The sequence below is a fragment of the Sporomusa sp. 246TCP1 genome, assembly GCF_057319775.1.
In genome coordinates, this window is record NZ_CM170492.1 from 672,915 (window position 1) to 688,565 (window position 15,651).

Annotated in this window: 14 protein-coding genes, 3 tRNA genes and 1 pseudogene; 10 read left to right on the plus strand and 8 right to left on the minus strand. The window is 42.3% G+C overall.

Going from position 1 to position 15,651, the window contains the following annotated elements:
• Positions 1-7 precede the first annotated feature (7 nt).
• The 4 genes from hrpB to AC1ECB_RS03200 all read left to right on the plus strand — a co-directional run bounded on the left by hrpB (position 8) and on the right by AC1ECB_RS03200 (position 2,953).
• Positions 8-2,503 carry an ATP-dependent helicase HrpB gene (gene hrpB / locus AC1ECB_RS03185; protein WP_485669268.1) on the plus strand — a complete coding sequence of 832 codons (2,496 nt, stop codon included), beginning with the start codon at positions 8-10 and terminating at the stop codon, positions 2,501-2,503.
• Positions 2,504-2,644: 141 nt separating this feature from the next.
• Positions 2,645-2,720: transfer RNA gene (locus tag AC1ECB_RS03190), tRNA-His, on the plus strand.
• A gap of 7 nt (positions 2,721-2,727) precedes the next feature.
• Positions 2,728-2,803: transfer RNA gene (locus AC1ECB_RS03195), tRNA-Gln, on the plus strand.
• Positions 2,804-2,877: 74 nt separating this feature from the next.
• Positions 2,878-2,953 (plus strand) — tRNA-Lys (locus tag AC1ECB_RS03200).
• A 563-nt stretch (positions 2,954-3,516) separates the two neighbouring features.
• Here the strand turns inward: AC1ECB_RS03200 and ltrA are convergent.
• A pseudogene (gene ltrA, locus AC1ECB_RS03205) lies at positions 3,517-5,334 on the minus strand (group II intron reverse transcriptase/maturase); the annotation flags it as partial.
• A gap of 1,012 nt (positions 5,335-6,346) precedes the next feature.
• On the opposite strand from ltrA, the gene AC1ECB_RS03210 reads away from it, so the two are divergent.
• Positions 6,347-6,622: a metal-sensitive transcriptional regulator gene (locus AC1ECB_RS03210; RefSeq protein WP_485667433.1), complete on the plus strand. Its 276-nt coding sequence runs from the start codon at positions 6,347-6,349 to the stop codon at positions 6,620-6,622.
• A gap of 95 nt (positions 6,623-6,717) precedes the next feature.
• Positions 6,718-8,400, plus strand: coding sequence for an FAD-dependent oxidoreductase (locus AC1ECB_RS03215; RefSeq protein WP_485667434.1), 1,683 nt, complete (start codon positions 6,718-6,720; stop codon positions 8,398-8,400).
• A gap of 288 nt (positions 8,401-8,688) precedes the next feature.
• On the opposite strand, the gene AC1ECB_RS03220 is transcribed toward AC1ECB_RS03215, so the two are convergent.
• From AC1ECB_RS03220 to AC1ECB_RS03235, 4 genes are all read right to left on the minus strand, one after another.
• On the minus strand, positions 8,689-9,063 hold the full coding sequence (locus tag AC1ECB_RS03220; protein WP_485667435.1) for a NifB/NifX family molybdenum-iron cluster-binding protein: 375 nt from the start codon (positions 9,061-9,063) through the stop codon (positions 8,689-8,691).
• A gap of 59 nt (positions 9,064-9,122) precedes the next feature.
• Positions 9,123-9,374: a TIGR03905 family TSCPD domain-containing protein gene (locus AC1ECB_RS03225; protein WP_021167125.1), complete on the minus strand. Its 252-nt coding sequence runs from the start codon at positions 9,372-9,374 to the stop codon at positions 9,123-9,125.
• A gap of 120 nt (positions 9,375-9,494) precedes the next feature.
• Entirely contained in the window at positions 9,495-9,743 is a 249-nt protein-coding gene (locus AC1ECB_RS03230) for a DUF5320 family protein (protein WP_485667436.1), read from the minus strand.
• A 53-nt stretch (positions 9,744-9,796) separates the two neighbouring features.
• The gene (locus AC1ECB_RS03235; RefSeq protein ID WP_485667437.1) at positions 9,797-10,186 is read right to left on the minus strand and encodes an iron-sulfur cluster assembly scaffold protein; all 390 of its coding nucleotides are present in this window, start codon (positions 10,184-10,186) and stop codon (positions 9,797-9,799) included.
• Positions 10,187-10,690: 504 nt separating this feature from the next.
• On the opposite strand from AC1ECB_RS03235, the gene AC1ECB_RS03240 reads away from it, so the two are divergent.
• From AC1ECB_RS03240 to AC1ECB_RS03255, 4 genes are read left to right on the plus strand one after another with little or no spacing between them, the layout of a single operon-like run.
• Positions 10,691-11,569, plus strand: coding sequence for a metal ABC transporter solute-binding protein, Zn/Mn family (locus AC1ECB_RS03240; RefSeq protein ID WP_485667438.1), 879 nt, complete (start codon positions 10,691-10,693; stop codon positions 11,567-11,569).
• The gene (locus AC1ECB_RS03245; protein ID WP_485667439.1) at positions 11,566-12,339 is read left to right on the plus strand and encodes a metal ABC transporter ATP-binding protein; all 774 of its coding nucleotides are present in this window, start codon (positions 11,566-11,568) and stop codon (positions 12,337-12,339) included. Before AC1ECB_RS03240 ends, AC1ECB_RS03245 begins: the two co-directional genes overlap by 4 nt.
• Positions 12,336-13,172 carry a metal ABC transporter permease gene (locus tag AC1ECB_RS03250; protein WP_485667440.1) on the plus strand — a complete coding sequence of 279 codons (837 nt, stop codon included), beginning with the start codon at positions 12,336-12,338 and terminating at the stop codon, positions 13,170-13,172. Before AC1ECB_RS03245 ends, AC1ECB_RS03250 begins: the two co-directional genes overlap by 4 nt.
• A 34-nt stretch (positions 13,173-13,206) precedes the next feature.
• The gene (locus AC1ECB_RS03255; protein WP_485667441.1) at positions 13,207-13,650 is read left to right on the plus strand and encodes a Fur family transcriptional regulator; all 444 of its coding nucleotides are present in this window, start codon (positions 13,207-13,209) and stop codon (positions 13,648-13,650) included.
• 28 nt (positions 13,651-13,678) lie between these two features.
• Here the strand turns inward: AC1ECB_RS03255 and AC1ECB_RS03260 are convergent, their stop codons facing one another.
• From AC1ECB_RS03260 to AC1ECB_RS03270, 3 genes are all read right to left on the minus strand, one after another.
• Entirely contained in the window at positions 13,679-14,575 is an 897-nt protein-coding gene (locus AC1ECB_RS03260; protein ID WP_485667442.1) for a cation diffusion facilitator family transporter, read from the minus strand.
• A 448-nt stretch (positions 14,576-15,023) separates the two neighbouring features.
• Positions 15,024-15,245, minus strand: coding sequence for a hypothetical protein (locus tag AC1ECB_RS03265; RefSeq protein WP_485667443.1), 222 nt, complete (start codon positions 15,243-15,245; stop codon positions 15,024-15,026).
• Positions 15,246-15,283: 38 nt separating this feature from the next.
• Positions 15,284-15,649, minus strand: a complete 366-nt coding sequence (locus AC1ECB_RS03270) for a NifB/NifX family molybdenum-iron cluster-binding protein (protein WP_485667444.1) — start codon at positions 15,647-15,649, stop codon at positions 15,284-15,286.
• Positions 15,650-15,651 lie beyond the last annotated feature (2 nt).

Below are 15,651 nucleotides of genomic sequence, written 5' to 3' on the forward strand. Positions count from 1 at the left end.
CGTGAAAATGGATAGCCTGCCTATTGATGAAATACTGCCTGAGCTTAAGGCGACGCTTGGTTCACAGGTAAACGCTGTGTTGGTAGCACCACCCGGTTCTGGTAAGACAACACGTATTCCGCTGGCGCTGCTGGATGAAGAGTGGCTCAAGGGGCAGCGCATCATTGTGCTGGAACCCCGGCGTTTGGCGGCCCGCACTGCGGCCCGTTATATGGCGCAGCTGCTGGGAGAACAAGTAGGACAAACGGTAGGATACCGGGTTAGGCTGGATACTTGTATCGGTTCTAAGACACGGATTGAAGTAATCACAGAAGGTGTGCTTACCGGTATGCTTCAGACTGATCAAGGTCTTAATGGAATAGGTATGGTTATTTTTGACGAATTTCACGAACGCAGTATTCATGCCGATCTGGGGTTAGCGCTGGCTTTGGAAACACAAGCCATTCTGCGGGAAGATTTGCGACTGTTAGTTATGTCGGCAACTCTTGCAGCTGAGCCGGTAGCCGGTATGCTCAACAATGCGCCGCTTATTTACGGCAAAGGACAAGTCTTTCCGGTAGCAACACATTATCTTGAAAGACGGGATGAAGAAGGCATAGAGGCTAGTGTTGTACGAACTGTCTTTAGCGCACTAACCAACAGTAGTGGCGATATACTGGTATTTCTGCCAGGAGCGGGTGAAATCCGCCGGGTTCAGGCGGAACTGGCTGCAAGCGGTATCGCCCGGTATGCACAAGTTGCACCACTATATGGGGCTTTGTCGATAGCTGCGCAAGATGCAGCTATTTTGCCTAGTCCGGTTGGCGGGCGTAAGGTGGTTCTCTCCACGTCGATAGCTGAGACAAGCCTAACTGTTGAGGGTATCAGGACGGTGATTGATAGCGGGTTAATGCGTGTTCCGCGTTACTCACCACGTACCGGTCTTACTTCTCTCGAAACCATACGGGTCTCAAGGTCTGCCGCTGATCAGCGACGCGGCCGGGCAGGGCGCCTGGGGCCGGGAATGTGTTACCGGCTTTGGACAAAACAAGAGGATCATTACCTTGAATCCAATACTACTCCCGAAGTCTTGTCATCAGATTTGACGCCGCTGGTACTAGAACTGGCTGCTTGGGGAGTTGCCAGCCCTACGCAACTCAAGTGGCTTGATTTGCCCCCTGAACTGGCATTTTTGCAGGCCAGACAGCTGCTTGGCAAGCTGGGGGCGTTAGCAGAGGGTGGCACTATTACCAAACATGGACGGCAAATGCTGCAGACAGGTTTACACCCACGTCTGGCTCACATGGTACTTATGTCAGCAGAACTCGGTTTGGGCGGGATAGCCTGTGAGCTTGCCGCTATTCTTAGTGAACGGGATTTTTTGCAAGGTTCAGATAGTGATTTGCGTCTGCGGCTTGAAACTATCCATAATCTTGATGATGCAAAGGTTAACCCTAAACGGATGGTAACGCAAGCTAGTGATAACGCATTATGCTGGCAGATTAAACAGGAAAGTGACCGCCTGAAACAGGGATTTGGTAATTTGGTTAGTTGCTCTGCAGATATTGCGTATTGTGGTTTGTTAGTGGCCTTGGCTTATCCTGACCGGATTGGGCAACAGCGGGGTGGGGGAAGATACCTGCTGGAAAGTGGACGCGGTGCAGTACTACTTGACAGGCAACTGGTAGCGAATGCTGATTATATTGTTGCCGCTAACCTTGATGGACAGGGTACTGAGAGTCGGATTTTTCTTGCGGCACCTATTGAAATAGAACAAATTAGAACCCATTTTGCTCAGCAGATAGTAAATGAAACCACAGTTGCCTGGGATGGGGCGGTACAGGCCGTGCGGGCCAGAGTGTATGAACGATTAGGTTCGTTAACCTTAAAGGTTAGCCCTTGCCTTAAACCCAAACCAGCAGACATTTTGGGGGCTTTGCTTAGCGGGATTGCTCAGGAAGGATTAGCGATATTGCCTTGGACGCGAACGGCGCGGCAATTGCATGAGCGGCTGCTATTCATTCACCACTGGCAAGCAGGCTGGCCGGATGTTACCGATGAGACACTTCTTTCCACTCTGGATACCTGGCTTGGGCCTTATGCCTACGGTTTAACAAGCCAGGCAGAATTGACGCAATTGAATCTTGCTGCTATTTTGGAAAATATGCTTACCTGGGAGCAACGGCAGGAGCTTGCTGAGTATGCTCCGACTCACCTTATTGTGCCGAGTAAGCAACACGTTCCTATAGATTACAGCCAGCCTGATTGTCCGATGTTGGCAGTAAGAATCCAAGAAATGTTTGGTCTCCAGGAAACACCATGTATAGCGCGCGGGAAAGTCCGGTTAACCCTGAAGCTACTATCGCCGGCAAGGCGACCGGTGCAGATGACACAGGATTTGGTCAGCTTTTGGCGTACTACCTATTTTGAAGTAAAAAAAGATTTAATGGGTAGGTATCCCAAACATTTTTGGCCTGATAATCCTCTGGCTGCCACTCCAACTAACCGTGTTCGTATTAAATAATGCCTTATTGATACCACTGCATTGTGATTATCGGCTGTTCTTTATTGCCAGAACCTGTCATACAAATAATGATTAATAGGGTGCTTGACATAAGGATATTGGTATGATAGAATAAATTCTGTCGTTAGCGACAATAATATGGTGGCTGTGGTGAAGCGGTTAACACGCCGGATTGTGGCTCCGGTATTCGAGGGTTCGAGACCCTCCAGTCACCCCATATTAATAGGGGCGTAGCCAAGTCGGTAAGGCAACGGACTTTGACTCCGTCATGCGTTGGTTCGAGTCCAGCCGCCCCTGCCATTTGAGATGTGCGATGCGGGATGTTAGAAGTGGGAATCTCTGCTAACACAAGCACCACCACATCATTTATTTCTGACCTACTAGCTCAGTCGGTAGAGCACCTGACTTTTAATCAGGGTGTCCCGCGTTCGAGTCGCGGGTGGGTCACCAGTAAATTCAAGCCTCTCTGGACGCAGGTTCCAGGAGGCTTTTTGCTTTTTACAACAACCGTACAACAATGTGAACGAAAAAGCCCCGGAGCGCGGATGTTTCCACCGTGATCCGGGGCTTTTGGGTGCTGCGCGGCGGAGAAATAAAAATAGCCGCCCTTGTGTTGAGAAGGCGGCATGGTGATCTGATAAAAACCAGCGACAAAAATTTTGTTCGTTCTGGAAAAATATGCTATAATTAACGTAACAGGTTGTCGAGGAGCGGTTAGCCATTCCCTTTGTAGAAGGGGGTGGTATGATGATTTCAATGTTTGAGGCTATGTATCTCATGATTGCATTTGCAACACTCGTTGTTTTGATCGCAACAATAGGTAAGGGACGTCCGCGCACGCATTTATACGCCGTTCGGCGTCCCTTTTCCCTTGTTTCGCACCGTACGTGAGACTTTTGCCTCATACGGCGCTCCATCAAATCCTTATGACTTTCCAGTGACAGCTTTTCTCTCATCCTTATAATTTTGCGATTGATCTTCGCAGTATTTTTCGGCGGCAGTTTTGAATGAATTGTGTCGTGACACATTTTGCAGACACTGGCTAGATTAGATACCCGGTTTAGCCTATAAGCAGGCAATAGAGGACGAACATGATGGAAATCAATATCATTTTTGGCCAATGTTTTTTCGCAAACCCTGCATTTCCCTTTATCCCGGTTCAAAGCATAAGCACGGTTGAGAAAATACTCGAAAGTATATTGGGAACTGTGCTGACATTTTCCTAGCCTTTGGTTAAGATGAACAGAGAGTAATTCATCTTGACGAGGAAGAAGCGGAGTTTTACCGGTGCGCGTCTGATATAAACTACGCCCTTGCTGCAAATAGGGTATTTCTTTTTGGTTTTTCAGCTCCGGTTTCTTCCAATGGCAAAACAGCAATGATGTGAGTCCGATGATTTGATCTTTAATGAAGACTGCAGGTATGTGGCTATTGTACTTTTGGTGAACCTTGTGCAGGTTGGTTGTTTGATTAGCCGGGATTTTCTTTGCACCCAGTTTGTACATTTCACGGTAAGACAGATAGCCCAGAATCCACGCATATTTCTTCATAGCGGCAATGACTTGAGTAGCCGTCTGATAGTAGTTGATAATACCCCGTATTTTACTATTAATCAGCTCAATTTTCTTAACGCTTGGTTCTGCCTCTGAATGGGTGCACAACTGGCGAATTTGTTGTCCAATCTCTTTGACTTTGGTTTTTAACCTGGTCATATTGGGTTTCGTGCGGGTAATGTAACCAAATCTCGCTTTCGTTGATTTTATGATTTTGTAAGTAAACCCCAGAAAATCAATGGACTTCTTTTTGAGATTGGTTATTTTGGTCTTTTTCTCCGATAAAGTCAACTTGAAATGAGTGGCAAGCTTATTACGAATGATCTGTTTCCATTTTTGCGCGTTGACCTTTGTATCGGTAATCAGTACCCAGTCATCACAATAGCGGATCAAATACGCCGGCTTTAAATGGCTGCGCAGTTTCAACGCTCTAATGCGTCCCCGTGGATAAGCATAGTTTGTTTTAGTACGCTTGTTTTCCCAGGAGTTAGCAATGAACCAGTCGAAGCTATTGAGGTAGACATTGGCAAGCAACGGTGAAATAATACCACCTTGTTGAGTACCCATTGGGTTTACCGCAATTTCGTTCATAACGCCAGCTTTGAGCATTTGTCTGATGATCATGAGGACGCGGCGGTCACGAATGCCCATATGCCAAAGTTGTTTTATTAGTTTGGTGTGGTTAATTGTGTCAAAGTATTGTTTGATATCACCCTCTACAACCCAGGAATATCCTGTATTGTGCACCAAGGTAGTTGTACGGGCCATAGCCATGGCGGTGTCGCGGTAGGGGCGAAACCCATAGGAGTGCGGGAAAAATTGTGCTTCCAGAATGGGTTCTAGTATCATACGGACGCATTCTTGGATCACACGGTCAGTTGCTGTTGGAATTCCTAATTTGCGCATTTGGCGGGTTCCCGGTTTAGGAATGTATTGTCTGCGGATTGGCTTTGGATGATAACCTTCCAATGATTGTTGTATTGTACGAATTACTTGCGGGTAGGGAAGTTCCAAAAGATTCCTCATAGTGAGATGATCTGTTCCGGCTGTGTCTGCGCCTTTGTTAGATTTAATATTGTGAAATGCCGTCTGAATGGTCACCGATGATGAGATTAATTCAAGCAGGCTGTGAAATTTGGGCAGTCTGTTTTGTTCCAGAACTGCTCTTGTCTTCGCATACAATTGATCCAGAATGTGTTGCAATCCCATTTCATCAGTTGGTGGTTTAAGGATGGGATAGTCAGATTGTTGTTCCAGGCCGGCATTCCTCCTTTTCATGGATTGTGCCTGCCGGTTTCATGTCAGGTATGGGCCACGCCTTCCCTGACAGGCTGTTTGGAAAAATGCGATAAGGATTGACTATGCCCCTTTGCTCCACGGTCATTACTCCGCTTCATCACTACTACGGGCTGCCGCCCTCCGAATTCAGCAAGCATTTCCTCTTGCTTAGAGACATTTGCTGGTATCAGCGTTTACATTCTCTTTTGGAGTTCCACTGTTTCTTGCACTCTGGCTTTACATGACGACTTTAGTCCCTTCCTGTAACCCGCCAACCGTTTCTTTATCCGTTACCGGAGGATGAAAAACTCCATACCTTTACTGATATGGGACAGAAATGCAAGTTTTATATCTTCATTTCCATGATTGGACTCCACTGGGGAGTAGACTTCTTCATTTAGAAATCTCATTTCTTACGAGCCGTACATACGGAAGTTCCTGGTGTGTAAACATGGTCGTTTTATAGCCCCCCGACTACTTTGCTAACCGCTTCGCAGGTCTGCGTTTCGCCGACTTCACCGAGCTTCGTACCCCATGAGGATACCTCTCATAACGCACGTCGGAGTATTAGGGCCGGTCTGCCGGTATCCAGTCCGTTACAGGATATTCTCCTGTTTATTGGAGTGCAAAATTCGGATTTACTGTCATTCCGCTTGATTTTATTGCTCATTTCGGAGCAGATTGTTCAAGAACAGTGCGCACATAAAGAAGAAATAACCGCCCCTAGCTAAGGTTTGCGGTTATTTCTTGAAATACCTAAACTGAGGCTAACCGTTCGGTTAGGCAAACTGTGGGGCTGACGTGCTGCCAACATGTCAGTCCTTTTCTTATATTATACCCATAGACGGAAAAATATGCAACCGGTGAGGAAAAAATACGCTTACAGGGCTTTAGTTTAAATTTTATATTTTGGTTGATTTTAACTATTTTATATAGTATAGTATTAATAAACCCCCTCCCTGGGGGGGTGGATAATCTATATGAAACATTATTTCGGTTAGGAGTATGAGTTATGGCTAGTGAGCAGATGAAAAAAAGCGTACTTCAAAGATTAGGTACGATCAAAGGTCATATTGCGGGTATTGAAAAAATGGTTGAAGACGACAAGCAATGTGAGGATATTCTCTTTCAATTGAGTGCTGTATTGGGGGCAGTCAACAAGCTTAGTGCGCATATTCTTGAAGGTTATACCGAAGCCTGTTTGAATGATGTTAATATTGAGGCTGACGTACGTCAGCGAATTGAGAATTTAACCAAAACAATGCTTGCTATGGTAAAGAAAATCTGAAAAGAACAGTTAATTACAAGTTTGCAGCGATTGTCTGAAATGCAGTCGGTGTAGAAAAGGTATTGCAATGTTAACATAAATAGGGAGGGATTTGTATGAAAAAAATTGTTGTGATTGGTGGAGTGGCTGCCGGACTTAAAGCTGCCGCTAAAGCGCGTCGGGGTGATCCGCAGGCAAGTATTACCGTGCTGGAAAGAGGAAAAATCATTTCTTATGGCGCATGTGGCATGCCATATTATGTGGGAGGAGACGTTAATGACATTGAAGATTTGATGAAAACGCCGGTAGGTATTGTACGCAGTTCAGCTTTTTTCAAAAATGTTAAGGACCTTGATGTCTTAATTCAAACAGAAGCAACTGCCATTGACCGGCAAGCCAAGGTAGTAACCGTGAAGAAGCTGGCTACGGGTGAAACAGATACTATACCTTATGATAAGTTAGTTATTGCCACAGGTGCTTCACCTATCAAACCGCCGTTGCCGGGTGTGGACTTGGCCAATATCTATCAACTCTGGCATCCGGATGACGCTAAAGCAATTCGGGAAGGGTTGGAATCGAAACGGTTCAAAAATGCTGTTATTATCGGGGCCGGACTGGTCGGCATGGAAATGGCCGAAGCTCTGAGTAAGTGGAACATCCCCGTAACAGTCATAGCCAGAAAAGGGCAGGTTTTTGGGAAGTTTCTGGATCCAGAAATGGCTGGTATCGTAAGTAAATATGTACAAGATAAAATGATTTCCTTGTTATTGTCAGAAAATGTGACTCGCTTTAACGGTAATACCGTCGTAGAGTCAGTTGAAACCGACAAGCATACACTTCCCGCCGATCTGGTTATTCTGGCAATTGGTGCGCGGCCTAATGTGGAGCTGGCTAAAGCCGCAGGTTTGACGATTGGTGTTACTGGTGCCATTGTGGTAGATGAGGAAATGCGCACTAACGATCCTGATATCTATGCTGGTGGCGATTGTATAGAAAATATCAACCGTTTATCTGGACAAAAGGTGTTTGCTCCCATGGGTTCAACTGCCAATAAACATGGCCGCGTTATCGGTGAAAATCTGTGCGGTGGTCATGCCAAGTTTAAAGGTGTGCTCAACACGGTTGTGGCTAAACTACATAATCTTACTGTTGGTAAAACCGGTTTAAGTGAACGTGATGCCAAACAGCTTGGTTATGATTACATAACAGCAATGGTTGCAGGTCATGACAAGCCCCATTATATGCCTGGTGCCAAGCCGATTACTGTAAAATTAATTGCCGAGGCGCAAACAGGAAAGGTTCTCGGGATGCAGGCAGTAGGCGAAGGCGAAGTTGCCAAACGTGTGGATGTGGTGGCTGCAGTGCTGACTTTAGGCGGAACTATTGACGATTTATTTGATATTGATCTGTCGTATGCTCCACCGTATAATTCTCCTATTGATAATGTAGCGGTGGCTGCCAATGCCGTCATGAACAAACTGGCAGGAAAATTCAAAGGTATTTCGCCGCTGGTGGCCAAGGAAAAGCTGGAAGATGGTAAAACAGTTTTCCTTGATGTTCGCACTCCTGATGAATGCAAGCAGATACGTTTGTCAGATAGTCCCAGTATTAAGTATATCCCCTTAGGACAACTGCGCAACCGTGTGGCGGAATTGAACAAACAAGATGAAGTTGTAGCTTTTTGCAAAATCAGTCTACGGGGTTATGATGCCGAAGGAATCCTGGAAGGTGCCGGCTTTGAGAATGTGAAGGTCATGGAAGGCGGGATTATTTCCTGGCCATTTTCTTCCGAAAAATAATAAGTATTAGGGGTTAATTATTAGCTGGTTATTGTATCCATTTTTAATGGTAACTGTTATTTTATTTCGGTGGTTAGAGAAAAAAGGGTTATAAAACAACAAGCGCATTTTAGACATTACTATTTGTCTGAAATGTGCTTGCTTTTTTGCCCAGTTGAGGGTGACGCTTGTACGTGATGGTGCGGAGTTAGGTTATAGTATTGTACTTTTCTACAGTTGCGGTAGACAAATGTTTGCAGTGGCCAAAATGAATATATAGGTACATACCTTGTTGCATATGACGATACATTATTTTTTAAAGTCTAGTGCATTTGGCACATTGAGGTCTGACAGTTTGCCGGATTGGAATGCTGCCAGAGCCTCCTCCACGGTGCTATTCATTTCGCCTACAGAATACAGGGCGATTTGTTCGGACTGTAATACCTTAAAGGCTTTGGGGCCAACATGGCCGGTGATGAGAACCTTAGCTCCGGTTTTTGCTAAGTTCTGGCTTGATTGGATGCTTGATCTTTGGGTATGTTCTGGATTTTGTATGTTAGTTAGGGCTAGGGACGACCAAGTGTTACTTTCCTCATCATAGAGGACGAAATAGTTGGCCAGGCTAAATCGGGAATCGACTGCCGACTGGCGGTTTTCGCCATGCGCTGTAATGGCAATTTTCATCTTATTTTTCCTCGCTTTTTTCAGATTGGGTCATGGTTTTGACGGCGATGTTTAGTATCTCAATCGCGTACTTCGTTTCCATAATTTTCTAATGCCTGTGCTAATTGATCGGCACAGGAAGTTTGGTTGCGGCACAGATTGCCTTTGAATTTGGCAATGATTTCTTTTACCGGCATTCCTTCAATTATTTTGCTGATGGCTTTTAGATTTCCCGGACAACCACCAATGAATTTCACATTTTTTAAGAGACCGTTTTCAACATCAAAGTATATTTCTTTACAGCATACGCCATGTGGGATATATTTGGTCATTATTTTAGGCTCCTTAATATGATGTATAATGAAGGGCTCTTCGCTACGTAAGCTGACAGATGGGGAAGCGGGAAATGAATCCTCTGTGCTTATCAATAGCGAAGAGCTAGGGTTCAATGACTATTCGGTCTTGCGGTTTTGCTTGGCTAGATTACGCAGGTTAGCTGCTTGTGCTTCCAAGCGTTCTGCCTGGGCTTCCATGGTTTCGGGCGCTAAGGGAGTTGTGTTACTAGTAAAGCTAAAGCCGCCTTGCATGCCGCGGCCGCGACCACGACCAAAGCCATTGCCAAACCCCATTCGTTGGCAACCACCGCGTCCACGGCCTTGTGGTCCAGTGCCCCAAGGGCCTGTTCCGTCTCCTCTTGGCATAAAAATCACCTCCTTTCATAAGAATTGGAATGGGAATGTAGCATGATGGAAAATTAATAGTGCTCTTTCAGACTTTGTTCCTGTTTGATAAAATAATCTTGGATGGCTGCCTGTAGAGCGGCTACCCCTAAATTAGAACAGTGTTGTTTCGCTTCGGGTAAGCCATCTAAGGCATCAATAATATTCTGTTCGGTGATTTCTAGAGCTGCCCGGATGGTTTTTCCTTTGGCGAGTACGGTCGTCATACTGCCGCAAGCGATGGCGGATACACAACCAAAAATAAGAAAACTAATGTCGTGGATGGTATTTTCTCGAATTTTGATAAAGATTACGCAATTGTCACCACAGCCGGGTTCTCCTATGTTTCCCACACCATCTGCATCTGGCATGTGTCCGACATTTTGGGGTGAAGTGAAATGCTCCATAACTGTTTTGGAGTACATTAAATACCTCCTCCTCATATTTAACAAATGAAATATATTTCATAATCTGGCGAAAAAATTTAATTTATTCTTTTCTTTGCAGGCAAAGCAAAACATGTGTTTCATTGGTGCGCAATCGATGTGTTGCTTTTGTATGGTGTAACAGAATCATTCTAACAATATAATACAATATAATGAATAGTAGGATACTTCCATTTGTTCGGTTCCTGTGGCCTGAGTCAATTATTCGATATCCGCCAAGCGAATGGCGGCTAGTGTTTAAAGCGAGTTCTTTATAGTGGAGGGACTTATATATATCCATACTAATTATGAACTATATTTCATAATTAGTATATAATACTGAGTGGTGAATGTCAAGAAATGAAATGGGATTTTTAAATATAAGACTAGCCTTTTTTCTTGTAAAAATATACCAAAGAAAATATTGACATATAGTTATTGGTATAATATAATAAATGCAAATAGTTTGCATTTGCGTTTATTAATTGTAAAAGGTGGATAAGAATGAAAACAAAAAACGTTATATTTACTGTGTTGAGTTTAGTGATTGTATGTTGTTTCTTCTTAGTGACCGGTTGTAGTAGTAATGAACAGGCAGCAAAACAAACGGGTGAAAAAACAATCATTGCAGTAACTATTATTCCGGAAAAAACTTTTGTGGAAGCAGTTTGCAAAGATTTGGTGAAGGTAATTACCATGGTTCCCCCAGGAAATAGCCCGGAAAACTATGAGCCGACCCCAAAAGAGAAAGAACTGTTTAGTAAAGCTGCGCTTTATTTTTCTATTGGAGTTCCGACAGAAAAAGCAAATATTTTGCCTAACATCGGAAATGTCAAAGTAATTTCTTTTCAGGATAAGGTTGCTTCGGTTTATTCCGATAGAAAATTTGAATCTGGCGAAAGGGATCCGCATATATGGCTTTCACCAAAGAGAGTTAAAGTAATGGTAGAAACAATTGCTCAGGAGATGGGCGATTTTGATAAAGCAAACAAAGAAACATACACTAAAAATGCCGCAGCATATATCAAGCAGCTTGACGAAGTTGATAAACAAATAACATCAGCCCTTAATGGTGTGCAAAGTAAGAAGTTTATTGTATATCACCCAGCCTTTGGATATCTTGCCGACGATTATGGACTGCAAATGTATGCATTGGAGAAGAACGGTAAAGAAGCAACGGCACAACAGTTACAAGAAATGGTTGATCTTGCAAAAAAAGAGAACATTAAGGTTATTTTCTATCAGAAAGAAATCGACAGTAAACAATCCAGGGCATTTGCTGAGGAAATTGGAGGAAAGGCGATACAGCTTGCTCCACTAGATGCGAGTTACATTGAAAATCTTAAAAAAATGGCGGAAACGATGGCAGAGGTAATGCAATGAGTGAAACAGCTATTCACATAGATAACTTGTCAGTATATTATGGGCAAACACTTGCAATTGCAGGTGTTTGTTTTGATGTGACCGATGGTGAATATTTGGGAATTATAGGGCCTAACGGGGGAGGAAAGTCTACCCTGTTAAAGACTATTCTTGGTCTTGTTTCTGTAAATTCAGGGATTGTAGAAGTTTATGGGAATAGTCCGGGGAAAAATAAAACATTAGTGGGGTATGTTCCGCAATTTGCTGCATTAGACAAACGATTTCCAATATCGTTGTTCGAAGTTGTTTTAACAGGACGGTTAAAGCGAGGGTTGTCTCCTTTTTTGAAGTTTACACAAGAAGATAAAGACATAGTCTATGAGCTTCTTGAAAGGGTTGGAATCGCAAATCTTGCTAAGCGTCAGATATCGGAACTGTCTGGAGGGCAATTTCAAAAAATGCTTATAGCGAGAGCTCTTGCCGTAAACCCCAGACTTTTGCTTTTGGATGAACCAACCGCCAGTGTGGATACAAATTCTCGGGACCAAATATATAATCTGCTTGCAGAATTGAATAAAAAAATGACTATTATACTTGTAACACATGATATGTTCGCTATCTCGTCACAGGTCCGCAGCTTGGCCTGCCTAAACGGCCGGCTGATTTATCATGGAGAACCCGAACTTACGGAGAATATTGTAAATAGTCTTTATGGCTGTTCGGTTGATCTGATTGCCCATGGAGTGCCTCACAGGGTATTGAAAGAGCATAAGGAGGTTGAAACCAATTGATTGAGGCAATATTTGAATATCAATTTTTGCAAAATGCCTTATATGCAAGTATTTTTGGCAGTATAATCTGTGGAATTATCGGTGTTGTTATAGTAGAAAAAAAATTGATTATGATGAGTGGCGGTATAGCTCATACTTCGTACGGAGGAGTTGGTTTAGGATATCTTATGGGATTTGAGCCAATTATCGGTGCTTTTTTATTTTCCATATGTGCCGCATTGAGCATAGGATTTATTAAAAGAAGAGGCGGTGCACGTTCTGATGTTGTAATAGGATTATTGTGGTCATTAGGAATGGCTCTGGGTATTCTTTTTATTGCCTTGATGCCAGGTTATCCTCCTGATTTAAGTTCTTATCTTTTTGGTAATATTTTGTCAGTGACAAAATCAAATCTTTATTTAATCATCAGCTTAACACTTATTGTGATATTCGTAATTCTTGTCTTGTTTAATGATTGGAAAGCTTATCTCTTTGATGAGGAATTCGCCGCAATAATTGGCATAAAAACTGCTTTTCTGGAATATCTGCTTTTAGTTCTTATCGCAATGGCGGTGGTAGTTTTGATTCGGGTGGTTGGTATTATTTTGGTGCTTGCTTTGCTTACAGCTCCGGCGGCAATCGCAGGGATGCTGTCTTCAAAACTTGGAAACCGTATGATGTATGCTGTTATTATTGGGAATGTTTTTTGTATAACAGGACTGTGGATTTCGTATGTAATTAATATTGCATCAGGAGCGACTATAGTAATTCTATCGGTAATATGTTATCTTTTATCGTGTGCGATGTGTTTCATTAGGCATGAAATTAAGAAAAAAAAGATTGTAACAATTTAGGGGCGGTTGTAATGATTATTAGAGGTGTATTTTTATGAAGAAAAATACTAATTATGGAGATAATTTAAAACATAGTGGGTTAAAAAACACGAAAAACCGAACTATTATACTTGAAATTTTGGAGCAAAGCGAGCAGCCGATAGCGGCAGAACAGGTTTATTTTGAATTGAAGGAGAAGGACATATCTATTAATTTGTCTACTGTTTACAGAACTCTTGAGGCATTGACTGATAGAAGTCTGGTAACAAAACTTAGTATTGTAGGTGACAGTAGGACACTGTTTGAATACAACAGAATGGTGCATAGGCACTATTTGGTCTGTATAAGGTGTAGAAAAATTTTGGCGATCAATCATTGTCCGCTAGAGTCTTATGAAAAATTCCTTGAAAAAGAAACGAATTTTTCAATTGCCGGACATAAGCTTGATGTCTATGGCTACTGTCCGGAATGCAGAAAGAAAGGTAAGCAGGAGGAATAAGCTGTATAAATCACCTCCTTTCGGTGCTTTAGTTGTTAGGTATAAAAGACGATTTTCCTTTATCAGGTTCTAAATGAATTATTACATCACATGTACCGAGCTGGTGTTTAATGGTAGCTTCTAATTGATCGCAGATGGCATGAGCTTTATTTAATGGCATGTGTTTATCTAATATAAGATGCATATCAATTAGCCGATAACTTCCAGAATGCCGAGTGCGTAATTGATGTAATGATATCACCTGATCATGTCGATTAATGATTTCAGAAATCATTTGTTCTTCATTTGGGGGTAAACAGATATCAGTTAGTTCAGATAGATTTTTTTTGATCATTGAGTAGCCTGTTTTTAAAATTACCAGGCCTACTATTATAGCAATTGCTGAATCAATCCAAGACCAGCCAGTTAGATGGAGAAAAAATAAACCAACTAGAATGCTGCCAGATGTCCAGCTGTCAGTTTGTAAATGCAGTGCATCAGCTTCCAGGGCAGGAGAGCGAGTTTGTTTGGCGACTAGCATCATTTTACGGGAAACAAAGTAATTTACTATAATAGAAACGAGCATAACGATCATTCCGTATTCTAAATAGACAGGGAAATTGGCATGGTTATATTTTTCATAAGCTTCATATATGATCCACAAAGCCGCAGTGATGATAAGTAATGCTTCGGAAGCACCAGACAGATTTTCGAATTTGCCGTGACCGTAGTGGTGATCGGCATCAGGAGAGGAAGAAGACTTTCTTACGGCATAATAGGCGATAAGAGTTGCTAGTAAGTCGACTGCCGTGTGAATGGCTTCAGAAGTGATACTGATGCTGCTGGTATACATACCGACTAGTAGTTTTAAAATTAACAGCAAAGAAGTGGCGATCACAGAAAGTTGAGCTGTATTCTGTTTTAAGGAGTTGATAGTTTCATTCACAAAGAAACCTCCTTTTATAAAAAATATAAATAAGCCACCTGATAAGTTGATCATATAAATTAAAACAAGAGGCTACAATCGTTGCATAAAGTTGGAGCAGGTATACGCTGAGTTATAATGAAATATATTTCATAATTTAACGAAATTTTTTTACTACTTATCATGACAAACAGTAGCAGTTTGATAGGTCGGTTTAAGTTTGATGTTTGTATATGAGCAACATACAGATTATGAAATATATTTCATAATAAATATACAATACGTAACTGGGAATGTCAAGAAAATTCTTTGGGGGCTCATGTTGCTCCCGCCTCCATAGGCAGCGTTCATCATTTAGGTGGAGTAGATCTCCACCTAAATGATGAAACGAGTTCACTCCATTTGCGGGTTGTTACTAGTTGAGTAAGTTTTGTTCTGGCCTCTTCCAATAGTGTCCTCCTCTATTTTCTTATTTATTATATACCCAATCGTATTTTTCGTAATTCTTTCTATCCCATATTATAACTTCCGGTCTAATCATTAGTGCTTGCTTACTTCCCTCTTGACCTTTTTTATTAGCTTCTTCATATGTAGTAAATATACCTACCAAGTTCCTAATTCCCGTCGAAGGATCAGTAAAAGCTAAGCCAAATCCCTTTTGACTTTCAGAAAACTCAATTTCTTTATACATTGTCGTAATTCTTCCTTCCATCTTTTATACCAGGTTTCTTAATGCTTATGATGATGCCCCTCGCATTTATCTGTCCCTTCAGGATTTTTAATATACTTTAATAATTGTTGTTCCATTAAATCAAGTGCAGTTTCTACAGAGTAGCCTACCCCGAAAAATCGTGTTACACAGGCTGCTGTTAGTATTTCAAAGGCTGTTGAATTTAATTTTCCGGTAATAATGGCTTCGCAATCATAGTTAATAACTTCATTAGCAAGCTTTTCTTCTGACAAATCATCTCCATTTTTAATAGCTATGACATTTAAGTTATTCATATTGACAATTAGTAAATAATTGCATGAATCAAATTGTTCAGATACTTCACTGTTTAAATTTTGCCCATCAGCAGCTACCGCAATATTCATAC